Source organism: Pseudomonas sp. BN606 (assembly GCF_029873115.1).
Classification (GTDB): Bacteria; Pseudomonadota; Gammaproteobacteria; order Pseudomonadales; family Pseudomonadaceae; genus Metapseudomonas.
In genome coordinates this window covers 106,971-132,745 of the sequence record NZ_SSOF01000088.1, presented here as the reverse complement: position 1 = coordinate 132,745, position 25,775 = coordinate 106,971, and the positions used below count along the sequence as shown (strand labels likewise).

Genomic DNA, 25,775 nt, shown 5'->3' with positions numbered 1-25,775 from the left:
AGCTCTCAATTAAATTGCGTGCAATTTATTTTTGCTATGAAAAGGCCCGCTAGATGGCGAGCCTTTCCAGATGAGCGCTCAGCGTGGCTCGAGCTTCAGCGACACCGAATTGATGCAGTAACGCATGCCAGTGGGTCGCGGACCATCGGGAAAGACGTGTCCCAGATGGGAATCGCAGCGGGCACAGCGCACTTCGATGCGATGCATGCCGTGGCTGAAATCCTCGCGCTCGGTGATGACGTCCTTGCTCACCGGCTGGAAGTAACTCGGCCAACCGCTTCCGGAGTCGTACTTCGCATCGGAGTCGAACAGCGCCTCGCCGCAGCAGGAGCAGTGATAGATGCCCGGGGTCTTGGTGGCGTAGTACTCGCCAGTGAATGCACGCTCGGTGCCACCCAGGCGGCAAACGTGGAACTGGGTTTCGGAAAGCTCCTCGCGCCAGCTTTCCAGGGGTTTCTCAAGCTTGTCCATGACAGTCCTCGGCAGTGTTAAAAAAGCCCGGTCCCGACCTTTTCGGGTCAACGGGCCGCACGTATCATGCGCGATTCATCAGACGCCAGTCTGGCAGCGGCGTTACAGGCTGCCAAGGCGCATCGATCCCCGTCGCCTCGCGCGACTCTTTTCACCTCGGGACAGTTACGCATCATGCAGGTCAGCAAATCGAACAAGCTCGCCAACGTCTGCTACGACATTCGCGGACCGGTGCTCAAGCACGCCAAACGCCTGGAAGAGGAAGGCCACCGCATCCTCAAGCTGAACATCGGCAACCCGGCGCCGTTCGGTTTCGAAGCCCCGGAGGAAATCCTCCAGGACGTGATCCGCAACCTGCCGACCGCCCAGGGCTACAGCGACTCCAAGGGCCTGTTCAGTGCGCGCAAGGCCGTGATGCAGTACTACCAGCAGAAGCAGGTGGAAGGCATCGGCATCGAGGACATCTACCTCGGCAATGGCGTGTCCGAGCTGATTGTGATGTGTATGCAGGCACTGCTGAACAACGGTGACGAGGTCCTGATCCCGGCGCCCGACTATCCGCTCTGGACTGCCTCGGTGAGCCTCGCCGGTGGCAAGCCGGTGCATTACCTGTGCGACGAGCAGGCCAACTGGTGGCCGGACCTGGATGACATCAAGGCCAAGATCACCCCGAACACCAAGGCCATGGTGATCATCAACCCGAACAACCCCACTGGCGCCGTGTATTCGAAGGAAGTCCTCGAGGGCATGGTGGAACTGGCGCGCCAGCACAACCTGGTGGTCTTCTCCGACGAGATCTACGACAAGATCCTCTACGACGAAGCGGTTCATATCTCCACCGCCTCCCTGGCGCCGGACGTGCTCTGCCTGACCTTCAACGGCCTGTCCAAGTCCTACCGCGTGGCCGGCTTCCGTTCTGGCTGGGTGGCCATCTCTGGCCCGAAGCAGAAAGCCCAGAGCTACATCGAAGGAATCGACATCCTCGCCAACATGCGCCTGTGCGCCAATGTGCCGAGCCAGCACGCGATCCAGACCGCACTCGGCGGCTACCAGAGCATCAATGACCTGGTTTTGCCTAACGGCCGCCTGCTGGAACAGCGCAACCGTGCCTGGGAGCTGCTCAATGACATCCCCGGTGTCAGCTGCGTGAAACCCATGGGCGCGCTCTACGCCTTCCCGAAGATCGACCCCAAGGTCTGCCCGATCCACAACGACGAGAAGTTCGTTCTCGACCTGCTGCTCTCCGAGAAGCTGCTGATCGTCCAGGGCACTGCCTTCAACTGGCCGTGGCCCGACCACTTCCGCGTGGTCACCCTGCCCCGCGTCGACGACCTGGAGCAGGCGATCGGCCGTATCGGCAGCTTCCTCAAGTCCTACCGTCAGTAACGTCCCATGGACTTGCAGATCGACGACTTCTACAAGGACTGCGCCACCGGCCTGCTACAGCTGTATCAGGCCTTTCCAAGGCGGGTCGCGCTCTATGTGGAAGACCTGATCGGCCCATCCGAGCCGGATGAATTCGGCCTGCCCAGCAAGCGCCACGAAAGCTGCCTGGGCGCCCTCCTCTGGCTCGCGGATGAGGGTTACCTGCGCTTCGACAGCACCATTCACTTCGAAGCGCTGGACCAGGCGGTGCTCACCGAGAAAGGCTTTCTTCGGCTCTCCCGCGCCCTGCCCGACGCGCTGGACAATGCGGAAAACCTGCCGATCAGCATCCTGCGGGTCCGTGCCAGCCTTGCGCAGCAATTGCGCGAGGCACTCCGCAGTTCCGACAGCGAACGCCTCGTGCACCTGACTCGGCTAATCTTCGATAGCAGTGCGAAGGCTTCAGGCGACATAGTTTGAAATAGTCCCCGGTTGAATACGCCAGGGCCGCCCCTTATATACCCCGCATACCAAACCGCTTTCCGCCGTGAGGAGATTGTTCCAATCATGATGCGCATTCTGTTGTTCCTGGCCACAAACCTTGCAGTCCTGGTGATTGCCAGCATCACGCTGAAACTGCTGGGCGTAGACCGTTTCACCGGCCAGAACTACGGCAGCCTGCTGGTCTTCTGCGCCGTGTTCGGTTTCGCCGGCTCGCTGGTTTCGCTGTTCATCTCCAAGTGGATGGCGAAAATGAGCACCGGCACTGAAATCATCACCCAGCCGCGCACTCGCCACGAACAGTGGCTGCTGCAGACCGTCGAACAACTGTCCCGCGAAGCCGGCATCAAGATGCCGGAAGTCGGCATATTCCCCGCATACGAAGCGAACGCGTTCGCCACCGGCTGGAACAAGAACGACGCGCTGGTGGCCGTGAGCCAAGGCCTGCTGGAGCGATTCTCCCCCGACGAAGTGAAGGCCGTGCTGGCCCACGAGATCGGTCACGTCGCCAATGGCGACATGGTCACCCTGGCACTGATCCAAGGAGTGGTGAACACCTTCGTGATGTTCTTCGCGCGCATCTTCGGCAACTTCGTCGACAAGGTGATCCTGAAGAACGAGGAAGGTCCGGGCATCGGCTACTTCATCGCCACCATCTTCGCTGAACTGGTCCTGGGCATCCTCGCCAGCATCATCGTCATGTGGTTCTCGCGCCGCCGCGAATTCCGCGCCGATGAAGCCGGCGCCAACCTGGCCGGCACCAACGCGATGATCGGAGCCCTGCAGCGCCTGCGCGCCGAGCAAGGCGTGCCGGTACAAATGCCTGACAGCCTGACTGCCTTCGGCATCAACGGCGGCCTGAAGCATGGCCTCGCCGGCCTGCTGATGAGCCACCCGCCGCTGGAAGACCGCATCGAGGCCCTGCGCCGCCGCGGCTGAAACGAATCACACTGACTTGGGCGGCCAATTGGCCGCCCTTTTTTTGCCTGCGGGCTGGCTCCGAACCGAAGGTTGTGGCTGGGCTTAGCGAAGGCCAGCATTTCGTGCCCCAACGTGAACACGCAGCGAAAGGTTATCTGCGTCTCAGACGGAACACCGGTTCATGCAGGCTATCAAGCCCGCGAGAGGCGAACTTCCAGTTCTTCTCCAGCACGTCGTTGCGCTCCAGCATCTCCACCTCCCAGCTCGCCGCCAGATGCCTGCGCACTTCGGATTCGGGCACCGAGAACGGCGGACCCTCGAGGCGCGCCTGCTCGTAGTCCAGCGTCACCATCAGTCCGTCACAGCGCGCGGGCAGGATGCGATGCAGGTGCGCCATATAGTCATCACGCATCGAGGGCGGCAGCGCAATCAGCGCAGCGCGATCGTAGAGTGCCTGACAATCGGCGACATCAGCAGCGGTGACGGCGAAGAAGTCACCCTGGAGAATCTCGATGTCACCCATGCTATAGCGGCGCAGCGCGCCCTGTTGCGATACATCGGGGGTCAGCCCCTGCTCGGTAAAGAAATCCTCCACCGCACGCTCGGCCAGCTCGACACCCAGCACTTTGTGGCCCTGCCCTGCCAGCCAGACCAGGTCCAGGGTCTTACCACAAAGCGGCACCAGCACCTGGCAACCCTGCGCCAGACCCAGCTTCGGCCAGTAGCGCTCGAGATAGGGATTGATCTCGCGCAGGTGGAAACCGATCTGATTCTGCGCCCAGCGCGACTGCCAGAACTGCTCGTCCATGAAACCTCCATCAATTCGATCAAATCGCTCAAATATTTATGCTGGATATCGATATATCCAGCCCGGATGATGCCGGAATCCTACCGGAGGAATTCCGAAATGCTACCCAGCCTCTACATCTCCCACGGCTCCCCCATGCTCGCCCTGGAGCCCGGCGAAAGCGGCCCTGCACTCAAAGCCCTGGCTGACGCGCTGCCCCGCCCCAAGGCGATCCTGGTGGTTTCCGCCCACTGGGAAAGCAATCAGCTGCTGTTGAGCGGCGCTGCGCACCCGGAAACCTGGCACGACTTCTACGGCTTTCCACCGCCGCTCTACGCCGTGCAATACCCAGCGCCCGGAGCGCCCGAGCTGGCCGAAGAAATCGCCGGCCTGCTGACCGAGGCCGCTCTCCCTGCTGGCATCGACGCGGAACGCCCCTTCGACCATGGCACCTGGGTCCCACTGTCGTTGATGTATCCGGATGCCGCTATTCCGGTGGTCCAGCTGTCATTGCCGAGCCGTCTTGGCCCTGCCTTTCAGACTCGCGTCGGCCATGCACTGGCAGACCTGCGCCAACGCGGAATCCTGCTGATTGGCTCTGGCAGCATCACCCACAACCTGGGCGAACTGGACTGGCATGCAGGCCCCGAAGCTATCAAGCCCTGGGCAAAGGAATTCCGCGACTGGATGGTGGCGCACCTCGCAGCCGACGATGAAGCAGCCTTGCATGACTACCGTAGACTGGCGCCCCATGCCGCACGCAACCACCCACGGGACGAGCACCTGCTGCCGCTCTATTTCGCCCGAGGCGCTGGCGACCGCTTCGGCCTGGTGCACAGCGGCTTCACGCTGGGAGCCCTAGGGATGGATATCTATCGGTTCGACTGAACGGCGATGCTCTGTTTAGGGGCGAATGAATTCGCCCCTAAATAGAATCGATAACTCAACAACGGACACAAAAAAGCCCCGCTAATGCGGGGCTTTCCTGTTTACGGCTATGCGAATCAATCTTCGCGATAGCGACGCAGCTTCAGCTGCTTGCCGGCGACTCGCGTGTCCTTCAGCTTGCCCAGAAGGCGATCGAGGCCTTCTTCCGGCAGTTCGATCAGACTGAAGGTTTCGCGGATCTGAATGCGACCGATGGCGTCGCGGGCAATGCCGCCCTCATTGAGGATGGCACCCAGCAGGTTCTTCGCGGCGATGCCGTCGCGAGTACCCAGGGCGGTACGGCAACGCACACGGCCTTCGGCCAGCGGCATGGGCGCACGGCGCTCGCGGTACTCACCACGCTCACTACGCTCGCCACCGTCACGCTCGCGACGCTCACGCGGCTGGGAGCTCGGCACCAGAGGTTGCTCACGCTCGACGTCGGCAAGGTTGAGCGCCTGGCCATTGGTGGCCTTGCGCAGCAGCGCCGAGGCCAGGGCTCGCGGGCTGCAACCGATATCGGCGATCAGGCGATCAAGCAGCTCGCCGTGGCTGGCTTCAGCATCGGCCACAAGCGGATTGAGGCTGGTGGTGAGCTTCTTGATGCGCGCGTCCAGAACCTGTTGGGCGTTGGGCAGGCGCACTTCAGCGACCTTCTGGCCAGTCACACGCTCGATCACTTGCAGCATGCGGCGCTCGCGCGGGGTCACCAGCAGCAGCGCGCGACCGTCACGGCCGGCTCGGCCGGTACGGCCGATACGGTGCACGTAGGATTCCGGATCGTAGGGCATGTCCACGTTGAACACGTGGGTGATGCGCGGCACGTCGATACCGCGAGCGGCAACGTCGGTGGCGACCACGATGTCCAGACGGCCATCCTTCAGCGACTCGATCACCCGCTCACGCTGGTTCTGAGCGATGTCACCGTTCAGCGCGGCGGCTTTGTAGCCCTTGGCTTCCAGCGCGCTGGCCAGGTCCAGGGTGGCCTGCTTGGTACGCACGAAGGCGATAAGCGCGTCGAACTCCTCGACTTCCAGCAGACGCAGGACGGCTGCGGTCTTCTGGTCCGCGTGGACCATCAGGTGAGCCTGCTCGATGCGCGCCACGGTCTGGGTCTTGGCGGCGATCTTGACGTGTTGCGGGTTCTGCAGGTGACGCTCGGCGATGGAACGGATCGACGGCGGCAGGGTCGCGGAGAACAGCACGCTCTGGCGGCTTTCCGGGAGTGCTTCGAAGATTACTTCGAGGTCGTCCATGAAGCCGAGCTTGAGCATTTCATCCGCTTCGTCCAGCACCAGTTGCTGCACGGTGGCGAGCATCTTGTCATCGCGACGCAGGTGGTCGCACAGACGGCCGGGGGTAGCCACGATTACCTGGGCACCCTGGCGCAGGGCCTTGAGTTGCGGCCCCATGGGCGCGCCGCCGTATACGGCGACCACGTTCAGGCCTGGCATCTGCTTGGCGTAGGTTTCGAAAGCGGTGGCAACTTGCAGTGCGAGCTCGCGGGTCGGTGCCAGGATCAGCGCCTGCGGCTCTCGTTTGGCCGGATCGATGCGCGACAGGATCGGCAGCGCGAAGGCTGCAGTCTTGCCGGTACCGGTCTGGGCCTGGCCAATCATGTCGTGACCGGCAAGGATTACCGGAATCGATTGGGCCTGGATGGGGGACGGCTCTTCATAGCCAACCGCGGCAATAGCAGCTAGTACGTTGGGATGAATGCCGAGCGCGGCGAAAGTGCCGATTTCCTGGGTCATGGGTCTGCCTCGTGTGCATCCGCAAAGACCCTTGTTCCATGGCTGCACATGCCGTGAAGGACCTTGTGGGTCACCCTGGCAGCCTGGTAGAGAATTTGCGTGATCGCTTTATTGGGAATGGATGAATCGTCAAGGGTAGTCCGCTGCGCGGACTTGCAGCCGAAGGCAAAGTGCCTCGGAAAAAAACGCAGTACTTGAACGGGGCCGTCAGTTGGCCGGCGCGCATCATACAGGAAATATCTCGCCAGCGTGCAGATTTTTCTACACCTCCGCAACTGCTCCGCCAGACGGTTCGGGCCAATGGACAAGCCCTTTACGCGGGTCTATATCCCACCTGCCCAGTTTCCACTCCCACAAAGGAAAGCCATCCATGTCCACCAGTTCCGCCGGCCGCGTCAGTCGTGAGAAGCGCGGCCACATCATGCTGATCGGCCTTGACCGCACGCCCAAGCGCAATGCCTTCGACCAGGCGATGCTGGATGATCTGGTACTGGCCCTGGGCGAGTACGAACGGGACGACGATGCTCGCTGCGCGCTGGTATTCGCCCATGGCGAGCATTTCACCGCCGGGCTGGACTTGGCCAGTGTCGGTGACACCTTCAGGCAGGGCTGGCAGCTACCGACAGGCGCCATCGACCCCTGGGGCACCTTCGGTGGCCCACGCCTGACCAAGCCACTGATGGTCGCGGTGCAAGGCTACTGCTACACCATCGGCATCGAACTGATGCTGGCGGCCGACATCAATCTCTGCGCCAGCAACACTCGCTTCGCCCAGATGGAAGTACAGCGCGGCATCTTTCCCTTCGCCGGCGCCACCTTGCGACTGCACCAGATAGCTGGCTGGGGCAACGCCATGCGCTGGCTGCTCACCGGCGACGAGTTCGACGCCCACGAAGCCTATCGCCTGGGCCTTGTGCAGGAAGTTCTCGCCAGCGAAGACCTGCTGCCTCGCGCCATCTGGCTCGCCGAGCGCGTGGCGGCCCAGGCGCCACTAGGCATCCGTGCCACCCTGGCGTCGGCGCACCAGACTCTGGATGACGGCGAGAAATTAGCGGCCGCCGCTCTTCAGGCCACGGCACAACAACTCCTGGCCACCGAGGATGCCAAGGAAGGCCTGCGCGCGATGCTGGAAAAGCGGGAGGGGAAATTCAAGGGGAAATAACCAACATTCTGCAGGAGCGAGCTTGCTCGCGAAGGATCGTGCCTGGGCTGTTCGCGAGCAAGCTCGCTCCTACCTCATCACCCCATCCACCCGAGGTTTCAACTCGCCGGCCTCACCACATCCAGCAGCGATTGCAGTGAGTACCCCAGGCTCGGCGCCAAAGCCTCGGCTTTCGCCTGGAGCGCGTCACGATCCAGCACCTGATCCAGGTCGGCTGGCACGAACAGCACCACATTGCCTTCCTTCACCGGGCACTCCCAGTAGTGGCGATGAAAAAGCCCGCGCAGCAGAGCGGCACCCAGGGGTTTGCCGTCCTCCGCCGCCCATTGGTTGATCACCAGCCAGCCGCCGGGGCTGAGGCGTTTCTGACAGGCGCCGAGGAAGTTCCACGCCAGGTGGCCAACGCCCGGTCCGTGGTCGGTGTAGAGATCGACGAAGATCAGGTCCGCCGGCTCCGCGCTGTCGAGCAATTCAAGGGCGTCACCAATACGCACGTAAAGGCGGGGATCGTCGGTCAGGCCGAGATACTCCATGGCCAGCCTTGGCACATCCGCGCGCAGCTCGATCACTTCCACATCTTCCAGCGACAGGAACTTCAGGCAGGCCTGAGTCAGCGTCCCGGCCCCAAGGCCGAGGAACAATGCGTTTTCCGGTGCCGAATGACAGAGTGCGCCCAGCAGCATGGCGCGGGTGTAGTCGTACTCCAGCCAGGCCGGATCGGCCGTGAACACGCAGCTCTGCTCCACCGCTTCGCCGAATTCGAGGATGCGATAAGGGCCGACTTCGTAGACGCGGATCACGCCGAATTCATCATGCACTTCCGCGAGCAGGCGCTCCTCGGACATCAAGTCATCACTCCTTCAAGGCCGGCGCTGACAATTCGCACCAACCCGGCGCAACACCGGCGCCTATTGCCATTGAAGCCGGAGCAGGTGCTCCCGGCATAATCCGAACCGCACGCCCCAAGGGCGAAAACCGCACAAGAATAACAGCGCAGAGGTCGAACCCAGCATGTACGCCATCATCGGCGCGGGCCCAATGGGCCTGTGCAGCGCCCGCCAGTTACAGAAACACGGCATTCCCTTCATTGGCTTCGAACTGAACGGCGATGTCGGCGGCCTCTGGGACATCGACAACCCCCACAGCACCATGTACGACTCGGCGCACCTGATCTCCTCCAAGCGCACCACCGAGTTCACCGAGTTCCCAATGGATGCCGAGGTGGCGCCCTATCCGCACCACAGCGAGATGCGCCGCTACTTCCGTGATTACGCGAAAAACTTTGACCTCTACAAGCATTTCCGTTTCAACACCCGCGTGCTTCGCCTGGAACGCCAGGAACAGGGCTGGAAACTGGTCAGCGAAACGGATGGCCAGCGCCGTGAAGATCATTTCGACGGAGTGCTGATCGCCAACGGCACCTTGCACACACCCAATCGCCCCGCCCTGCCCGGCCAGTTCGACGGCGAACTGCTGCACTCGGCGGATTACCGCTCGCCGGCGATTTTCGACGGCAAGCGCGTGTTGCTGGTGGGTTGCGGAAACTCCGCCTGCGACATCGCGGTCGATGCCGTGCACCGCGCAACCTCGGTCGACCTCTCGGTGCGCCGCGGCTACTACTTCCTGCCCAAGTTCATCTTGGGCCGCCCGACCGATACGTTCGGCGGCGCCGTGAAGCTCCCCCGCCGGCTCAAGCAACTGGTCGATGGACTGCTCGTCCGCGCGCTGGTTGGCAAGCCGTCACAGTACGGTCTGCCCGACCCCGACTACCGGCTCTACGAATCCCACCCAGTCATGAACTCCCTGGTGCTCCACCACCTGGGCCATGGCGATATCAAGGCGCGCCCGGACATTTCCCGAATCGACGGCCGCAGCGTGACCTTCAGCGACGGTCGCCAAGCCGAGTACGACCTGATCCTGCAAGCCACCGGCTACAAGCTGGATTACCCCTTCATCGAGCGCGCCGAGCTGAACTGGCCTGAGCGCGCCGGTGCGCCGCAGCTCTACCTGAACATCTTCCACCCCGAGTACGACGACCTGTTCATGATGGGCATGGTCGAGGCCTCCGGCCTGGGTTGGCAGGGCCGCGTGGAGCAAGCCGAGCTGGTGGCCCTGTACATTCGCCAGTTGCAATCCGGCAGCCCGTCGGCCCGATCCTTCCAACAGTTCAAGCGCGAGCGCGCCGGACTGCGCCTGGACGGCGGATACCAGTACCTGGAACTCGAACGCATGGCCTACTACGTCCACAAGGACAGCTACCGCGCCACCATCGCCATGCACACCGCAGAACTGCGCAAGGACCTGGCCACCAGCAGCCAGCCCATGACCGCCCAGAACCTGGCCTGACGCGGAGGCGAATAATGAGAGTCGTCCTGATCACCGGCGCCGCCAGCGGCCTCGGCTGGGAACTGGCGCGCGCCTGTCACGCGGCTGGCAACGCACTGCTGCTGACGGACCTCGATGCCGCCGGACTGGCTGCACGAGTCGCAGAACTGGGTGACGAGCGCGTCGTGGGTGTGGCCGGCGACATCACGGACAGCGACGTTCACGGGCAGCTTGTCGACATCTGCCGCCAACGCTTCGGCCGCCTTGACCTGCTCATCAACAATGCCGGCATCACCCATCGTTCGCCGACCATCCACACCGCACCACAGGTTCTGCGCCGAGTGATGGCGGTGGATTACCACGCGCCGCTGGAGCTGACGCTGGCCGCCCTTCCGCTGCTGCGCGCCAGCCGTGGTCAAGTGATTGCCATTGGCTCGATGGCAGGCTGGATGCCGGTGCTCGGCCGCGCCGGCTACTGCGCCGCCAAAAGCGCCCTGACCCAGGCGTTCGAAGTGCTGCGCGCAGAGATTGCCCGCGACGGCGTGGGCCTGCTGATGGTCTATCCCAGCTTTCTCGATACTCCCATCGAACGCAACGCACTCGGGGGCGATGGTCGTCCCGCGCAACACGCGCGCTCGACGGTGGGCAAGGTGCGCAGCGCCGACTGGATGGCCAGGGAGATACTCAAGAGCGCGAACACCCGCCAGCAGCGACTGTTCCCCGACCGCGGGAGCTGGCTCGCCAGCCTGCTCTGGAGGTTGGCGCCGGCCCTCTACTATCGGCAGATGAGTCAGCGTTTCGTCGGGGAACTGGATTGATGGAATTCGCCTGGCTGGTCCTTGGCGGTTTCATCCTGCTTGCTTACACCCTGGAAGCCATCACCGGCTTCGGCAGCACCATCGTCGCCTTATCCCTGGGCGCCCTGCTGCTGCCGATCCAGGAACTGCTTCCGGTGCTGGTACCGCTGAACATCCTCATGAGCGGGTTTCTCGCCTGGCGCCATCGACGCCTGGTGCAATGGCGGCTGCTGCTGATCACGGTGCTACCGGGCATGCTTGCCGGCACCCTCGTCGGCTACGGACTGCGACCCTGGCTTGACGACGGGGCGATGAAGCTGGGCTTCGGCGTATTGATACTCTGGTTCGCCCTGCGCGGGCTGCTCCAGGGTGCTCCCCAGGGCCGCACTCCGGCCTGGATGACGCGCCTGCAAACCGGCGCTGCCGGCATCAGCCACGGCCTGTTCGCTTCCGGCGGACCATTGCTGGTACATGCCCTGGCCGCTACCGCGCTGGACAAGGCCCGGCTGCGCGCCACCCTGCTCTGCGTCTGGTTCGGCCTCAACAGCCTGTTGACCCTGGCTTTCCTCATCGATGGCAGCCTGACGCCGGCGCTGCCTCGCGTCGTTTTCTATACACCGCTGCTGGTACTCGGGATGCTGGTCGGGGAGTACCTGCACAAGCGCCTGGCGGAAGCGCATTTCCGCACCATCATTCACCTGCTGCTGTGCCTCTGCGGCGTGCTCCTCTGCTGGCGTGCCTAGCGCCGCTTCGGGGCCTTTCGGGTACCATGGCTCATCTACCGCAAGCAGCCGTATCGAGACCCTGATGAGCAGCCAAGAATGGAGCCCCGAAAGCTGGAGGGAAAAACCCATCCAGCAGCAGCCCGAATACCCGGACGCCGCGAAACTGGCGCATGTCGAGCAAACCCTGGCGAGCTACCCGCCGCTGGTGTTCGCCGGTGAAGCGCGCGAGTTGCGCCGCCAGTTTGCCGAGGTGACTGAGGGGCGTGCCTTCCTGCTACAGGGCGGTGACTGCGCGGAAAGCTTCGCCGAGTTCTCCGCCGCGAAGATCCGCGACACCTTCAAGGTGCTGCTGCAGATGGCCATCGTCATGACCTTCGCCGCCGGCTGCCCGGTGGTGAAAGTCGGTCGCATGGCCGGACAGTTCGCCAAGCCGCGCTCCTCCGGCAATGAGACGCAAGGCGACGTGACCCTACCCGCCTACCGTGGCGACATCGTCAATGGCATAGGCTTCGACGCCGCCAGCCGCGTGCCGGACCCGGAACGCCTGCTGCAGGCTTACCACCAGGCCACCGCCAGCCTCAACCTGCTGCGCGCCTTCGCCCAGGGCGGATTCGCCGACGTGCACCAGGTGCATCAGTGGAACCTCGATTTCATCGCCAACTCGGCGCTGACCGAGAAGTACAGCCAGTTGGCCGATCGCATCGACGAAACCCTGGCCTTCATGCGCGCCTGCGGCCTGGACAGCGCGCCGCAATTGCGCGAAGCGAGCTTCTTCACTGCCCACGAAGCACTCCTGCTGAACTACGAGCAGGCCTTTGTCCGCCGCGACAGCCTCACCGGCAATTGGTACGACTGCTCTGCGCACATGCTCTGGATCGGCGACCGAACCCGCCAGCCGGAAGGCGCCCACGTGGAATTTCTACGCGGCGTCGGCAACCCCATCGGGGTCAAGGTCGGACCGAGCATGGACAGCGACGACCTGATTCGCCTGATCGACATCCTCAACCCCGACAATGACCCCGGCCGTCTCAACCTGATCGTGCGCATGGGCGCGGAAAAGGTTGGCGATCACCTGCCACGCCTGATCCGCACTGTCGAAGGTGAAGGCCGCAAGGTGCTATGGAGTTCGGACCCCATGCACGGCAATACCATCAAGGCTTCAAGCGGCTACAAGACCCGCGACTTCGCCGCCATTCTCGGTGAGGTGAAGCAGTTCTTCGAGGTGCACCGCGCCGAAGGCACCTACGCCGGTGGCATCCATATCGAGATGACCGGACAGAATGTCACCGAATGCATCGGCGGCGCCCGTCCAATCACCGAAGACGGTCTCTCCGACCGCTACCACACCCATTGCGACCCACGCCTGAATGCCGACCAATCCCTGGAACTGGCCTTCCTGATCGCCGAGACGCTGAAGCAGATACGCCGTTAGGACTGCGCTCTTCCTGTGGGGGTGAATCCATTCGCCAAGGGCTGCAACGCAGCCCGTGCCACCTGCCTGGATAGCGAATGAATTCGCCCCCACAAAACACCATCAGCTCACCAGCCTGGACAGAGATGCCTGCAACCGCAGCGTCCCCGGCCGCCGGCAGGTGACTGCTACCTCGTTCAATCCCAGCCACAACGCCATGCCCTGCAGATTGTCGGCCAAGGCCTGCATGCCGGCTTCACTGAGACCGCGCTCCTCTTCGTGCAATGCATGCACCGCCAGGCGGCCCTGGGCGCGTTCGGCACGCAGATCGACGCGGGCAGCCAGGCGTTCGTCGTGCAGGAACGGCAGCACGTAGTAGCCGTACTGGCGCTTGTGCTGCGGCGTGTAGATTTCCAGGCGATAGCGGAAGTCGAACAGGCGCTCGGTACGTCCCCGCTCCCAGATCAGCGAATCGAAAGGTGACAGCAGTGCGCTGGCCTTCACCTTGCGCGGCACCTTGGGGTCACCCAGGCAATAGGCGGGCTGCTTCCAGCCGTCGACCTGAGCCAGCTGCAACGCTCCGTCCTCCACCAGCTCAGCCAGGCGCGCCTGGCTGTCGCCGGTATCCAGACGGTAGTAATCCCGCAGATCACGCTCGGTGGCCACGCCAAGCGCCTGGGCCGCACGCAGCAGCAATTGTCGCTGCGCTTCAGCCTCGGGCATCTCGGCCTGGCTGAGAATGGCGGCGGGAATCACCCGCTCCGGCAAGTCGTAGATACGCTCGAAACCCCGGCGCCCGGCTACCGTCACCTCGCCAGCGGCGAACAGCCATTCCATCGCATGCTTTTCCGCGCTCCAGTCCCACCAGGGCCCAGCCCGCTCTTCGCGCGTGCTCAACGCCCCAGCGCCAAGAGCGCCCTGCTCGCGCACCGACTGCAGGACGCGCTGGATCACTTCCCGCTGTTCGAATCCGAAACGCGCCAGCTGCTGATAGATGCCCCGGCCATTGGCCGCCCTGCGCATGCGCCAGCGCATCAGCGGATAGAGTTCCAGCGGCAACAGCGACGCCTCATGGCCCCAATACTCGAACAACGCCCGGCGCCGAGGCTTGCCCCAGGCGAGGTCGTCCAGCAGTTCACGATCGTAGTGGCCGAGGCGGGAAAAGGCCGGCAGATAGTGCGAGCGCACCAAGGCGTTCACCGAATCGATCTGCACCACCCCCAGCGACTCCAGCTGCGCCTGCAATTGCCGATGTCGAATGGCGCCGCGTGGCGCACGGGCGAAACCCTGCGCAGCCAAGGCCAGGCGACGGGCTTCGGGAAGGGAAAGACTCAGCGTCATAGGGCTCCGTGCCGGCAAGGGGAAGACGCTTCACAGTAGCATCAGCCCGCCTGGCTTTCGCGCTCCAGTTCCGCGGGTACGAACGGTACGGATTCGTCCGGCGCGAGGAAGGTCTGGCGGAAGGTAAAGGCCTCCGGCGTGGGGCCGTGTTCGCGCAACCGGGCCAGACGCGCCGCCGCTTCCCGGACATCGGGGCGATGTCCCTTGGGAACCCACCAGAGTACTTGGTGCATACCGGAGGCACGCTCGAACCATTCCTTGCGGCGTCGCAGCATCTCGACGTGGGCCGAACGGTAAACGAAGTCGGTAAGGCTGGCGACATCGCGCCAGACCGACAGATTGACCAGCACCTCAGGACCGAAGGGGCGAATGGCAGTGGCATCACCTTCCTCGTCCTGCAGCCGCCAGACGAAGCCTGGTGAACGCTCGGCCAGGGCGTTGACCGGCGCCAGGTTAGCGACGAAATCGGCCATGCCAGGGGAGTCCAGGGGCGTCTTCATCAGGGCTATGTTCAGTTGGGCAAGTTCGTGAGTGTTCGACATGGGTTCCTTTCCCTATCAGCAAATGTGCGGCCCGCCCTTCGCTTCACCGTTGGCGGGCCGCATCGAGGCTTCACTTCTTCAGCGGGTCTTCCCAGAAATGACGCTCGCTTTCTTCCATGACGTCAGCGCGGGACAAACCAATGTCCTTGAGCATCTCGTCGCTCATCCTGGACAGTTGATCACGCTCATACGCCAGTTGCTCCCAGCGCCTGACCATGCGCCAGGCAGCGGCGAGCCAGCTTTCCCGATGAGGTTCGAAACCGGCGTGATGCGAAGTACCGATAAAACCGTGTTGACCTTTCATCTTGGTGTCCTCCCAGTGGGGATGGCGTCAGTTTCCAACCAGGACTAAGATCAATCCAACGAATGTTTCTTATGAAGCACATCTCAGGATTTGATGAATGAACTACCCAGCCATTGATACCGAACTGCTGCGTACCTTCGTCGCCATCGCCGACTATGGTGGATTCACCCGCGCAGCAGAGATGGTCAATCGCACCCAATCGGCCGTGAGCATGCAGATGAAGCGGCTGGAGGAAGATGTACTACAGCGTGCGGTGTTCGAGCGCGACGGCCGCCAGGTCAGGCTCACCGCCGAAGGGCAGATACTGCTGGGCTACGCGCGGCGCATTCTCAAGCTACACGGCGAGGTGATGAACACCCTGCGCCAGCCGCACATGGTGGGTTCGGTGCGCATCGGCACGCCGGACGACTATGTGATGCGCTTCCTGCCTGGAATTCTCTCGCGCTTCGCCCAGGCCTATCCGCTGGTGCAAGTGGAGGTGCACTGCGACTCCTCCGCCCAGTTGCTGCAGCGCCAGGACCTCGATCTGACCATCGTGACCCGCAAGCCGGGCGACGACATCGGCGAGTTCCTGCGCCAGGAGCGCATCGTCTGGGCCGAGGCCATAGGCTTCAACCCCCACGAGCAACCGGCTCTGCCGCTCGCCATGTTCAACTCCGAATGCTTCTGCCGCGCCTGGGCCTGTAACGCCCTGGACGCCATTGGGCGCGAGTACAGGGTGGCCTACACCAGCCCGAGCCTGTCGGCCATCATGGCCGTGGTCAGCGCTGGGTTGGCGATCACCGCCCAACTGCAGAGCCTGATCACCCCCGACATGCGCATTCTGGGTGAAGCCGAAGGTCTACCGCAGTTACCGGTGTGCAACATCATGCTGTTGCGCAATGAACGCCATCAATCACCGGTAACTGAGACCCTGGCAGAACATATCGTGGAAGGTTTCCGGAATTGATCGGCCTCACTTGAGGCCAAGCATCGCGGCACACACCAGCAAGAAGACGCAGAACAGCGAACGCAACACTCGTTCCGGCAAAGCATGAGCCAGGCGCACGCCCCAGCTGATGCTGAGCAAGCCGCCTATCGCCAGGGGCAAGCCCATCGCCCAGTTCACGTGATCGTGCAGGCCGTAAGTGGCAAGGGTAACCGCAGTGCCCGGCGCGGCCAGCGCCAGGGACAGGCCCTGGGCCATGATCTGGCTGGTGCCGAACACGCTGGTCAGCACCGGTGTCGCAATCACCGCACCGCCGACCCCGAACAGACCACCCGCAACGCCTGAAATACCGCCCAACACTCCGAGCCAGGGCCAAGGGTGGCGCAACTCTGAACTGGCCTGGGCCTTGGCCATGAACATCCGCGCGAAGTTGTATGCGGCAAGCGCCAGCAGGAAAGCCACGAACGCCAGGCGCATGCTTTCCGCATCAACTCGAACCGCGAACAGCGACGCCATCCAGGCGAAACCGAAACTGGTGGCAGCCAGCAGTGTCGCGTAGCGTGGGTCGATACGGTTGCGCTGGTGGTAACGCCACAGCGCCAACAGCACGTTGGGCACCACCATCACCAAGGCGGTGCCCTGGGCCAGTTGCTGATCAAGACCGAAGAGCACGCCCAGAGCGGGAATGGCGATCAGCCCACCGCCAATGCCGAAGAGCCCTCCCATGGTGCCGAGCACTGCCCCCAGTGCGACGTTCAGTACAAAAGCCAAAAAATCCATGACGCCTCCCAAACAGATGGGAAGATGCTACCGACAGCCGGTTGTCGCGGAAACGCACAACAACGCACAATGGCTTTGCGTAATTCGCAAAGGCAAATCTGATGAACCCCGATGCCCTGACCGAACAGCTGGCCCTCTTTCTCGACGTCCTGGAGGCTGGAAGCTTCTCCGCCGCCGCCCGCCGTCACCCACTCACACCCTCCGCCGTAGCGCGACGCATCGACGCCCTGGAGCGCGCCCTGGGCAGCAACCTGTTCGTCCGCAACACCCATGCGGTGAAAGCGACGCCCGCTGGCCTGGCCTTTGCCGAACGGGCAAAGCGGGTGCTTGCGGAACTGCGCCTGGCCCGCGCCGAAGCCGTATCCCTGAGCAGCGCACCGGAGGGGCTGATCCGTATCGATGCGCCAAGCCCATTCGGCCGCAGGCACCTGGCGCCGGCCATTGCGGAGTTCCTCACCCACTACCCCGGCCTCGATGTGCAGCTGCGACTGATCGACAGCTTCATCGACATGCACGGCGAGAGTCTCGGCCAGGTGGATCTGGTACTGCGCATTGGCCCGCTTGCCGATACCCGCCTGGTCGCGACTCCGCTGGCGCCACTGGTACGCATTCTCTGCGCCAGCCCGGACTATCTGCGCCGACGCGGCATTCCCCGGAACCCGCGCGAACTGCCCGACCACGACGGCCTCGACTGGGACGCCCTGGCACCGCCCTATGCCTGGCGCTTCGAGGTGGACGGCAAGTTGCAGCACATTCGCCCCGGACGCATGCGGATGACCGCGAACAATGCCGAGACCCTGCTCTTCAGTGCCGTCGCGGGGCACGGAATTGCCCACCTGCCGACCTGGTTGATCAGCGAACACCTGGTGCGCGGCGAACTGGTGCCGCTGTTCTGCGAGGACGGCTTGCCGCCGCCGGAGCCCAGCGGCATCTACGCCTTGCGCCTGGAAGGGGAAGCCAGCTCGCGCAGTCGGCTACTGCTGGAGTTCCTGAAGAGTCGATTTGGCCCGGTGCCGCCCTGGGACCTTGCCTTGGGCAGCCTTGGGCGGATCTGATCAACGCGGCAACTGCACCACCCGGGTACCGGCCAGCAAGTCATGCAGGCAACGACGATCGGCACGGAAGATGAACAGGTAATCCACCAGTACCAGCAACACGCCCACGACCGGGATATAGGCCAGCAACCACCAGAGCAGATACCGCTTGAGCAGCAGGTTGCCCAGTTCGGGGACCTGGCCGTCGAGATTGACGATGGCGATCTTCAGCAGGCGCTTGCCGAGCGTCTGGCCGAAGTTCTTGAGGAAATGCCCGTTGACCAGCAAGAACACCGCGATCCCGACTACAAGGCTCAGCAACTGCTGGCCCAGGCTGGGCTCGATGCCCTGCTGGGCGGCGGCGAAAGTGCCGGAGAAGTAGGCCACCGGCACGGTTACCAGACTCATGATCAGGCCATCTATCAACGCAGCCGCCAGGCGTGTCCAGCGTGAAGCAAGCAGCGGTTCGGCGGCACTGTTGACGGTGAGTTCCGCCTGGGGCACCTGATAAGGGTTTTGCAGGTTGTCCATGATGCAGTCCTTGCAGTGATCGACCGGGAAATTGTGGCCTACACAAGACCGTCTTGCAGGGTGATGGAAAGAATGAATTTTGCCCACGAAAGGCTTGCGCGCTAAATTGGTCACCATCACTGCCTATGGAGACCGACCATGTCCACTCCCCCGTGCAAGGAGCTGATGCTCGACAACCAGCTCTGCTTCGCCCTCTATTCCACTTCGCTGATGATGACCAAGGTCTACAAGCCGCTGCTCCAGGAGCTGGGCCTTACCTACCCGCAATACCTCGCCATGATGGTGCTCTGGGAAGGCGACGGCATCACGGTCGGAGAAATCAGCAACCGGATGCTCACTGATCCGGGCTCCCTCACTCCGCTGCTCAAGCGCCTGGAAGCCGAAGGCTTCATCACCCGAACTCGCAGCAGCAAGGACGAGCGTGTGGTGGAACTGCGCCTCACCGAGCAAGGCCGTGCCCTGCAGGAGAAGGCCAAGAAGGTGCCCGCCTGTATTCTCGCGGCTACCGAGCGCACGACAGATCAGCTGGGTGTCCTCAAGGATGACCTCGTGTCCCTGCGCAACAGTCTGGGAAAGGCCGTCTGACGGCCTTATTCCCATTTCCTTCAGGCGTTATTCCAAAGTCTTCCAATAATTATCTTGCGCACTAAATAAATCAGGATTAATTTCTGCCTCACGTACTTATTTAGCGCGCAAACTTTTAGACAGCAAACTTAATCCAGATAGAGGAATACGCCATGAAATCGATCAGCACCGTAGTTGCAGGCAGCCTTCTCGCCCTCTCCGTGAGCCACGCATTCGCCGCCGGTAGCCCGGGTGTCGAACATGACACCCAGGCTTTCCTCGAAGCCTTGGCAGCCGGTGGTGGCCAGCCCCTGGAAACTTTGGCACCCAAGGATGCCCGCGCGGTGCTGGTAGGTGCGCAGGCCAGTGTGAAACTGGAACTGCCGAAAGCCGATGTCAGCAAGAAGACCATCGAAGCCGAAGGCCAGAAGATCGACCTGACAATCGTCCGCCCTGAAGGCGCCAAGGGTGAACTGCCCGTGTTCATGTTCTTCCACGGGGGCGGCTGGGTACTGGGCGACTATCCGACCCATGAACGCCTGATCCGAGACCTGGTGGCCAACTCCGGCGCAGTTGCGGTCTACGTGAACTACACGCCCTCCCCCGAGGCGAAATACCCGACCGCCATCAACCAGGCCTACGCTGCCACCAAATGGGTGGCCGAGCACGGCAAGGAGATCGGTGTGGACGGCAAACGCCTTGCGGTGGCCGGCAACAGTGTCGGTGGCAACATGGCCGCCGTGGTCAGCCTGATGGCCAAGGACAAGGGCACGCCGAAGATCCGCTTCCAGGCCCTGCTGTGGCCCGTAACCGACTCGAACTTCAACAACGCCTCGTACAACCAGTTCGAGAACGGCCACTTCCTCACTCGCAACATGATGAAGTGGTTCTGGGACAGCTACACCACTGACCCGAAACAGCGGGCCGAAATCTACGCCTCGCCGCTTCAGGCTTCGACCGAACAGCTGAAAGGCCTGCCGCCGGCACTGGTGCAGACCGCCGAATTCGATGTGCTGCGCGATGAAGGCGAAGCCTATGCCCGCAAGCTCGACGCCGCTGGAGTGGAGGTCACCTCGGTGCGCTACAACGGCATGATCCACGACTTCGGCCTGCTCAACGTGCTGGCCAAGGTCCCGGGCACCCGCGCAGCAATGCAGCAAGCCGGCGAGGCGATCAAGGAGCACCTGAAGTAAGAACTACAGAAACGAAAAAGCCCGGCGTATGCCGGGCTTTTTCTTGTCTCGCTAAAAGGCTCAGGCCTTGACGCGGGACTTGTACTCGCCGGTGCGGGTATCGATCTCGATGGAGTCACCGATTTCGCAGAAGGCGGATACTTGCAGCTCGGCACCGTTGTTCAGGCGAGCAGTCTTCATGACCTTGCCGGAAGTGTCGCCACGGACGGACGGCTCGGTGTAGGCGATCTGGCGAACGATGGTGGTCGGCAGTTCAACCGAGATCACGCGATCGTTGTAGAACACGGCTTCGCAGACGTCGGTCATGCCGTCTTCGATGAAGGTCAGCACGCCTTCCAGGTCGGCTTTCTCGATCTCGTACTGGTTGAACTCGGTGTCCATGAACACGTACAGCGGATCGGCGAAGTAGGAGTAGGTCACTTCCTTGCGTTCAAGGATGACCGGCTCCAGCTTGTCGTCGGCCTTGAACACGGTCTCGGTGCCGGCGCCGGTCAGCAGGTTCTTCAGCTTCATCTTGACGACAGCACTGTTACGGCCGGATTTGTTGAACTCGGCCTTCTGGATGACCCAGGGAGCGCCATTGATGTTGGCAACTTGGCCGGCGCGGAACTCTTGAGCGGTTTTCATACGAATATCCGATGTGGATGGGTGACAAAAAACTGGCCGCGTATCATAGCGGTTTTGTACAAATCTGCACCAGACCCGTCGCGAGGTCCGCACGCGATGCCTGCAGCAGGCACCACTGCTCGGCTTTCAGGCTGATTTCCGACCATTGCGCCAACAGCTCATTCCAGGCCTCGCCCATACCCTCTCCCTTGTTCCAGGCCCGCCAGCTTTGGGCCAGCGCAGCAGCTGCGGCCGGCGACAGGTCGCGGCAATAGAGGGTAAGAAACGCCTCCAGCTTGTCCCAGTGGGCGCCCTCCTCTTGCTGGTAGATGTGCCAGAGCAGCGGCTTCCCCGCCCATTGGGCGCGGATGAAGGAGTCTTCGCCGCGTACCGCATTGAAATCGCAGCACCAAAGGATTTTGTCGTAGTCGTCCTGGCTGACGAAAGGCAGCACCTGGATCGCCAGTTTCCCGCGACGGAATCCGGTGCCCGCCGTCAGCTGTTCCTCGCCAAGCCAGTCAGCCAGATCGGCCAGTACCCGACCAACGGGCACCAGCAGTTGCACCGGCTGATCACCCGCCGCCAGGATGTCCAGCCAGCCGGCCAGGGCTGCGTTCTCATAGGCAAACAGCGAAATCAGCAGCGCGCCTTCCTCGTGCGCAACACCCAGTTCTTCCAGGAAGGTCCGCCGCGCGTCGGGATCGACCAGGAATGCCTGGCGTCGTTCAACCAGCCCGGACTCCCTCAGCAGGCCGCCGGTGCCCTCGATGAAACCTGGAAAGTAGAAAGCCTTCTGCAGGCCATTGGCCTGGAAGGACGGCAGGCCATGGCATCCGGCCACCCAGTCCTCGGCACTGAGGTATTCCAGATTCAACCAGTGGGGCTTGTCCGCCCTCGCGGCCATGGCCGTCAGGTACGGGTCGGGAAGCTGGCAGGCGAAGGCTTCGATCACCACGTCCGCCGCCTCCACCGGCTGCCAATCCTGGCGCCAGTGACGGATTTCCACGCCGTGTTGCCATTGGCTCTCCGCCTCTGGATCGGCTTGAGGACAAAGCGGCGCGAAGGCGGCAGGTTCATCCACCCAAAGGCGCACCGACTGGCCGTGCTCGGCCACCAGTTGGCGAGCCAGGCGCCAGGTCACGCCGATGTCGCCAAAGTTGTCGACGACGTTGCAGAAGATGTCCCACTTCACGATGCGTGATTCCCAGGAAAAACCGCAGTTTAACCAAGACGCGAGACACAAGAACAAAATGCCCGCCATGAAGGCGGGCCAAGGGGAGCATGGTGCCGAAAAGGGTTTGCGTGGAGCGAGTGGCTCAAGCCGCCAATCGATAGGGACTGCTTTCGCGACGGGCCAGTTCCAGTTGCCAGATCGCCTGATTGGCGCCGGCCGCGTCACGGGAGGTGAAGGGACCGGAACGCATCACGCCGTCCACTACCACAAACCAGCAGGCCATATGGCCAGCGGCCCTGAGAGTTTCCGGAACCGCAGTACCGACCAGGGACATGACATCAACGTGGGACATCGCCTCACCTCCATCGCTTTTGCATGGTGTAAAGACTATGGCGATGGCTCGACCAACAGAAATCAGTTGCCTCAATAGTGGCTATCCACAAGAGCAATTGGCCCTCCGACTGGACAGCACCGAAATGGGGCGTCTAGATTGGTGGCTCATAGCCATTAGCCGTGGATGGCGCCCCCCCTGACAGGAAGTCAAGCGATGTTCTCCCCCGCCTGCAGTGCCTTCGCTCGCCCCCTGCCTCCCCTTCGCCCACTCGATACGAGGCGTCTGCCATGAACAGTTCGATCAAACGCTTCTTCAACGACCTCAGCGTCCGCCAGAAGCTGCTCACCGGATTCGGCCTGGTCCTCGCCATCACCCTGCTGGTGGCCTGGACCAGCTGGCGCGCACTGGAAGGTGCACTGCACCGATTCGACATCCTGCTCCGGGTCAACGACATCGATACCAAGCTCTACCAGGTCCGGCAGCACGAGAAGGACTTCATCATCCGCAGCGACGAACAGGCCATCGGCAACGCGCTGCAGATCATCGGAGAGATCCAGGGCATCGCCGACAACACCCTGAAGGTGATGACCATTCCCCGCACCATCGATCTGATGAAGCAGATCCAGACGGATCTCGGCCAGTACCAGCAGAACCTGACGGGACTGGCGGAAATGGAGAAGAACAAACGCAGTGCCCAACAGAATATGGAGCAGGCTGCCCGCGAGGCGCTGAAGCAGTTCGATGAACTGGAGCAGCACCTGACCCAGGAAGCCCTGCAGCAGATCCGGCAGAGCGGCGACGAGGACGGTATTCGCGCGCTGGAAACCGCGACCCATGCGTCGGGCATGGCCAAGGACGTCCTTAGCGCACGACGCCACGAAAAAGACTTCGTCATGCGCGGCGATGCGCAGTACGCCGACAAGCTCAACGCCTTGTTCGACGGCCTCGAGAGCCGCACCAGCGACCTCGCCTCACGCATCAGCGAACCCTCAGCCCAGGAAAACCTGGACTCAGCGCGCAAACAGATCGCACGCTACCGCAGCGAATTCGCCAACCTGCGCCAAAGCATCCAGCTCCATGCCGACTCCGAGTCCGCGCTGACGAAACGCGCCTCGGGTATTTCCGGTTCCTCCACCGACGCACTGAGCATCCAGATGCAATTGCTCGAAGCCGACGCGCGCCAGGCCAAGACCATCCTGGTCACGGCGGCCGCCATCGGGTTCGTGGTCGGATTGGTGTCCGCCCTGATCATTGCCCAGTTGATCGTGGCCCCCCTTCGCCAGGCCGTTCAGCAAGCCCGCAAGGTGGCTGCCGGTGACCTGACCTCGGATATCCGCAGCGATCGCAAGGATGAGCTTGGTCAACTGATGCAGGCCATGCAGGACATGACCGAGAGCCTGCGCAGCCTACTCAGGCGCCTCGGCAGCGGCATCGAACAACTGGCCACGGCCGCCGAGGAAATGTCCGCCGTGACCGAGCAGACCAGCGCCGGCGTGACCCAGCAGAAAATGGAAACCGAGCAGGTGGCCACCGCCATGAATGAGATGGTCGCCACCGTCCAGGACGTCGCCCGTAACGCTGAATCCGCGGCCGATTCCGCCAGCCACGCCGATCGCCAGGCACAGCACGGCACCGCCGTCGTGCAGCAGGCCATCGAGCGCATCGAACACCTGGCCCAGGCAATCGAGCAGTCCGCCGGAGCCATCGAGCGACTCAAGCACGACAGCACCAACATCGGTACCGTGCTCGACGTGATCAAAAGCATCGCCGAGCAGACCAACCTGCTCGCCCTCAATGCCGCCATCGAAGCAGCCCGGGCGGGAGATGCCGGGCGCGGGTTCGCGGTCGTCGCAGACGAGGTGCGCGCCCTCGCCCGCCGGACCCAGGAATCCACCACGCAGATCGAGCAGCTGGTCAGCACCTTGCAGGACGGCGCCCAGGGCGCGGTGGACATGATGGGCAGAAGCCGCACCCAGGCCGGCCATACGGTGGACGCTGCCAAAGAGGCCGGAACTGCGCTGGAGGCCATCAATGACTCGGTCTCCAATATCCAGCAGCTCAACCAGCAGATCGCCACCGCCGCCGAGCAGCAAAGCGCCGTGGCCGAAGAAATCAACCGCAGCGTCACCAGCATTCGCGACGTGGCCGAGCAATCCGCAGCGGCCACAGAGGAAACCTCGACCGCCAGCGTCGATCTCGCCCGCCTCGGCGGCGAACTGCAGACAGAGGTCAACCGCTTCCGCCTAGGCTGAACGCAAAAGCCCCCTGCCCGCTCGCACGGACAGGGGGCAACCAGAGACAGTAAGGCGCCGTCACGCAGGCGGCCCGGTGGCCCAGAACCAGCAACAAACTCTCGACCGGTCCCGCCACGCCGCATCACGACCTGCGGCACCAGGCCCGTCGCGTCCCGAGCAGCCTGCGCTACCGGGCGCTGGTATCCCTGGTGGTGAACCGGTCCCGCCCCTGCGGGTTTTCCCCATCATCCCTGAGCGCCCTTGGCAATCCGTTGATTGCGGACTACCATAATCACGTTTTGCACACCATGCAAACACGATAAGTGAGCCAAGGACGATTCATTCCGTCATTAAGATTCGCGGCATGAACACGCTTGGATCGCGCATCGCGCACTACAGAAAGCTGAAAGGACTCTCTCAGCAGGCCCTGGCCAACGAGTGCGGCTGGGAATCACAATCCCGTATCGGCAACTACGAGCGGGATACCCGCGAGCCCTCGTTCGAAGACCTCAAACGCATCGCCAAGGCGCTGGAGGTATCGCTCAACGACCTGCTCAATCCCGTCATGCAGATTGCCGAATCGAAAGACGGCCATTACGGCCCGGAACAGACACTGAGTCCACGCTCCCGCCAGGTGCTCGACCGCCTCACCCGTGCAGCCAGCGAAGGCCGCCTGGTCGAACAGGACCTGGTTCTGCTCGAGCAGATCGCCCGGCGACTGGAAAAACCGGGCGATTGATCGACCCTTTTCTCCAGCTACCTGTCTCAAGGACATGGGGAATCCGATCCCTCATGCCCGAGAGGTAACGCGCATGATTGCCAAAGTCGTGAAGATTGCCTTGCTGGCCGTCGTACTCGCCAGCAACAGCGGCTGCATCATCCATCACTACGATGACGACGATCACCGTGGTGGCTGGGACGGCCACCGGGACCACGATGACCGAGACCGGGACGGGCACAGGAAAGGCCACCGTTGAATAACGAAAAAGCCCCGCGATGCGGGGCTTTTTCCGCAATCTTCTGCAGTTTTCGCGACCGGGTGTATAGTCGATCACCCTGATCTC

The 25,775-nt window shown here is 62.7% G+C and carries 28 protein-coding genes; 16 read left to right on the top strand and 12 right to left on the bottom strand.

What is annotated here, in order from left to right:
• Positions 1-78 precede the first annotated feature (78 nt).
• Positions 79-471 (bottom strand): peptide-methionine (R)-S-oxide reductase MsrB, encoded by a 393-nt coding sequence (gene msrB / locus E8E75_RS28945; RefSeq protein WP_120651507.1) that lies wholly within the window; start codon positions 469-471, stop codon positions 79-81.
• Positions 472-645: 174 nt separating this feature from the next.
• On the opposite strand from msrB, the gene E8E75_RS28940 reads away from it, so the two are divergent.
• From E8E75_RS28940 to htpX, 3 genes are all read left to right on the top strand, one after another.
• Positions 646-1,857, top strand: a complete 1,212-nt coding sequence (locus E8E75_RS28940; protein ID WP_120651508.1) for a pyridoxal phosphate-dependent aminotransferase — start codon at positions 646-648, stop codon at positions 1,855-1,857.
• A gap of 6 nt (positions 1,858-1,863) precedes the next feature.
• Positions 1,864-2,316, top strand: a complete 453-nt coding sequence (locus E8E75_RS28935; protein WP_120651509.1) for a hypothetical protein — start codon at positions 1,864-1,866, stop codon at positions 2,314-2,316.
• Between the two features lie 87 nt (positions 2,317-2,403).
• Positions 2,404-3,276, top strand: a complete 873-nt coding sequence (htpX, locus tag E8E75_RS28930) for a protease HtpX (RefSeq protein ID WP_120651510.1) — start codon at positions 2,404-2,406, stop codon at positions 3,274-3,276.
• Positions 3,277-3,409: 133 nt separating this feature from the next.
• Here htpX and E8E75_RS28925 read toward each other — a convergent pair whose 3' ends face one another.
• Positions 3,410-4,066, bottom strand: coding sequence for a thiopurine S-methyltransferase (locus E8E75_RS28925; RefSeq protein ID WP_120651511.1), 657 nt, complete (start codon positions 4,064-4,066; stop codon positions 3,410-3,412).
• A 99-nt stretch (positions 4,067-4,165) separates the two neighbouring features.
• On the opposite strand from E8E75_RS28925, the gene E8E75_RS28920 reads away from it, so the two are divergent.
• On the top strand, positions 4,166-4,933 hold the full coding sequence (locus tag E8E75_RS28920; RefSeq protein ID WP_153920243.1) for a class III extradiol ring-cleavage dioxygenase: 768 nt from the start codon (positions 4,166-4,168) through the stop codon (positions 4,931-4,933).
• A gap of 116 nt (positions 4,934-5,049) precedes the next feature.
• On the opposite strand, the gene E8E75_RS28915 is transcribed toward E8E75_RS28920, so the two are convergent.
• On the bottom strand, positions 5,050-6,726 hold the full coding sequence (locus E8E75_RS28915; RefSeq protein ID WP_120651513.1) for a DEAD/DEAH box helicase: 1,677 nt from the start codon (positions 6,724-6,726) through the stop codon (positions 5,050-5,052).
• Positions 6,727-7,096: 370 nt separating this feature from the next.
• On the opposite strand from E8E75_RS28915, the gene E8E75_RS28910 reads away from it, so the two are divergent.
• Entirely contained in the window at positions 7,097-7,888 is a 792-nt protein-coding gene (locus E8E75_RS28910; RefSeq protein ID WP_120651514.1) for a crotonase/enoyl-CoA hydratase family protein, read from the top strand.
• A 98-nt stretch (positions 7,889-7,986) separates the two neighbouring features.
• Here the strand turns inward: E8E75_RS28910 and E8E75_RS28905 are convergent, their stop codons facing one another.
• A complete protein-coding gene (locus E8E75_RS28905; RefSeq protein ID WP_120651515.1) occupies positions 7,987-8,733 on the bottom strand; it encodes a spermidine synthase in 747 nt (248 codons plus the stop codon).
• A 166-nt stretch (positions 8,734-8,899) separates the two neighbouring features.
• Between E8E75_RS28905 and E8E75_RS28900 the strand changes: the two genes are divergently transcribed.
• The 4 genes from E8E75_RS28900 to E8E75_RS28885 all read left to right on the top strand — a co-directional run bounded on the left by E8E75_RS28900 (position 8,900) and on the right by E8E75_RS28885 (position 13,167).
• Positions 8,900-10,234 carry an NAD(P)-binding domain-containing protein gene (locus E8E75_RS28900; RefSeq protein WP_153920241.1) on the top strand — a complete coding sequence of 445 codons (1,335 nt, stop codon included), beginning with the start codon at positions 8,900-8,902 and terminating at the stop codon, positions 10,232-10,234.
• A 14-nt stretch (positions 10,235-10,248) separates the two neighbouring features.
• Positions 10,249-11,031, top strand: coding sequence for an SDR family oxidoreductase (locus E8E75_RS28895; protein WP_120651517.1), 783 nt, complete (start codon positions 10,249-10,251; stop codon positions 11,029-11,031).
• Positions 11,031-11,753 carry a sulfite exporter TauE/SafE family protein gene (locus E8E75_RS28890; RefSeq protein ID WP_120651518.1) on the top strand — a complete coding sequence of 241 codons (723 nt, stop codon included), beginning with the start codon at positions 11,031-11,033 and terminating at the stop codon, positions 11,751-11,753. The genes E8E75_RS28895 and E8E75_RS28890 overlap by 1 nt, the downstream gene beginning before the upstream one ends.
• 64 nt (positions 11,754-11,817) lie before the next feature.
• Complete coding sequence (locus E8E75_RS28885) at positions 11,818-13,167, top strand: 3-deoxy-7-phosphoheptulonate synthase class II (protein ID WP_120651519.1); 1,350 nt, start codon at positions 11,818-11,820, stop codon at positions 13,165-13,167.
• A 102-nt stretch (positions 13,168-13,269) separates the two neighbouring features.
• Here the strand turns inward: E8E75_RS28885 and E8E75_RS28880 are convergent, their stop codons facing one another.
• The 3 genes from E8E75_RS28880 to E8E75_RS28870 form a co-directional block, all read right to left on the bottom strand.
• A complete protein-coding gene (locus tag E8E75_RS28880) occupies positions 13,270-14,487 on the bottom strand; it encodes a winged helix-turn-helix domain-containing protein (RefSeq protein WP_153920239.1) in 1,218 nt (405 codons plus the stop codon).
• A gap of 41 nt (positions 14,488-14,528) precedes the next feature.
• Positions 14,529-15,029: a DUF3291 domain-containing protein gene (locus tag E8E75_RS28875; RefSeq protein WP_120651521.1), complete on the bottom strand. Its 501-nt coding sequence runs from the start codon at positions 15,027-15,029 to the stop codon at positions 14,529-14,531.
• Between the two features lie 70 nt (positions 15,030-15,099).
• The gene (locus E8E75_RS28870; protein ID WP_120651522.1) at positions 15,100-15,333 is read right to left on the bottom strand and encodes a DUF1127 domain-containing protein; all 234 of its coding nucleotides are present in this window, start codon (positions 15,331-15,333) and stop codon (positions 15,100-15,102) included.
• Between the two features lie 97 nt (positions 15,334-15,430).
• On the opposite strand from E8E75_RS28870, the gene E8E75_RS28865 reads away from it, so the two are divergent.
• On the top strand, positions 15,431-16,282 hold the full coding sequence (locus E8E75_RS28865) for a LysR substrate-binding domain-containing protein (protein WP_120651523.1): 852 nt from the start codon (positions 15,431-15,433) through the stop codon (positions 16,280-16,282).
• Between the two features lie 6 nt (positions 16,283-16,288).
• Here the strand turns inward: E8E75_RS28865 and E8E75_RS28860 are convergent, their stop codons facing one another.
• Entirely contained in the window at positions 16,289-17,041 is a 753-nt protein-coding gene (locus tag E8E75_RS28860; RefSeq protein ID WP_153920237.1) for a sulfite exporter TauE/SafE family protein, read from the bottom strand.
• 101 nt (positions 17,042-17,142) lie between these two features.
• Between E8E75_RS28860 and E8E75_RS28855 the strand changes: the two genes are divergently transcribed.
• Positions 17,143-18,096 carry a LysR family transcriptional regulator gene (locus E8E75_RS28855; RefSeq protein WP_120651525.1) on the top strand — a complete coding sequence of 318 codons (954 nt, stop codon included), beginning with the start codon at positions 17,143-17,145 and terminating at the stop codon, positions 18,094-18,096.
• Here the strand turns inward: E8E75_RS28855 and E8E75_RS28850 are convergent, their stop codons facing one another.
• On the bottom strand, positions 18,097-18,606 hold the full coding sequence (locus tag E8E75_RS28850) for an RDD family protein (protein ID WP_120651526.1): 510 nt from the start codon (positions 18,604-18,606) through the stop codon (positions 18,097-18,099).
• Between the two features lie 138 nt (positions 18,607-18,744).
• Between E8E75_RS28850 and E8E75_RS28845 the strand changes: the two genes are divergently transcribed.
• Together E8E75_RS28845 and E8E75_RS28840 are read left to right on the top strand one after the other, a co-directional pair.
• The gene (locus tag E8E75_RS28845) at positions 18,745-19,191 is read left to right on the top strand and encodes a MarR family transcriptional regulator (protein WP_120651527.1); all 447 of its coding nucleotides are present in this window, start codon (positions 18,745-18,747) and stop codon (positions 19,189-19,191) included.
• Between the two features lie 152 nt (positions 19,192-19,343).
• On the top strand, positions 19,344-20,363 hold the full coding sequence (locus E8E75_RS28840) for an alpha/beta hydrolase (protein WP_153920235.1): 1,020 nt from the start codon (positions 19,344-19,346) through the stop codon (positions 20,361-20,363).
• A 60-nt stretch (positions 20,364-20,423) separates the two neighbouring features.
• Here E8E75_RS28840 and efp read toward each other — a convergent pair whose 3' ends face one another.
• The 3 genes from efp to E8E75_RS28825 form a co-directional block, all read right to left on the bottom strand.
• On the bottom strand, positions 20,424-20,990 hold the full coding sequence (gene efp / locus E8E75_RS28835) for an elongation factor P (RefSeq protein ID WP_120651529.1): 567 nt from the start codon (positions 20,988-20,990) through the stop codon (positions 20,424-20,426).
• A 43-nt stretch (positions 20,991-21,033) separates the two neighbouring features.
• On the bottom strand, positions 21,034-22,164 hold the full coding sequence (gene earP / locus E8E75_RS28830; protein ID WP_256661029.1) for an elongation factor P maturation arginine rhamnosyltransferase EarP: 1,131 nt from the start codon (positions 22,162-22,164) through the stop codon (positions 21,034-21,036).
• 121 nt (positions 22,165-22,285) lie between these two features.
• A complete protein-coding gene (locus tag E8E75_RS28825) occupies positions 22,286-22,495 on the bottom strand; it encodes a hypothetical protein (protein ID WP_120651531.1) in 210 nt (69 codons plus the stop codon).
• A 269-nt stretch (positions 22,496-22,764) separates the two neighbouring features.
• Here E8E75_RS28825 and E8E75_RS28820 point away from each other — a divergent pair, with 269 nt between their 5' ends.
• The 3 genes from E8E75_RS28820 (at position 22,765) to E8E75_RS28810 (ending at position 25,688) form a co-directional block, all read left to right on the top strand.
• Positions 22,765-24,729 (top strand): methyl-accepting chemotaxis protein, encoded by a 1,965-nt coding sequence (locus E8E75_RS28820; RefSeq protein ID WP_153920231.1) that lies wholly within the window; start codon positions 22,765-22,767, stop codon positions 24,727-24,729.
• A 346-nt stretch (positions 24,730-25,075) separates the two neighbouring features.
• Positions 25,076-25,450: a helix-turn-helix transcriptional regulator gene (locus E8E75_RS28815; RefSeq protein WP_120651533.1), complete on the top strand. Its 375-nt coding sequence runs from the start codon at positions 25,076-25,078 to the stop codon at positions 25,448-25,450.
• Positions 25,451-25,523: 73 nt separating this feature from the next.
• On the top strand, positions 25,524-25,688 hold the full coding sequence (locus tag E8E75_RS28810; RefSeq protein WP_153920229.1) for a hypothetical protein: 165 nt from the start codon (positions 25,524-25,526) through the stop codon (positions 25,686-25,688).
• The last annotated feature ends 87 nt before the right edge of the window (positions 25,689-25,775 follow it).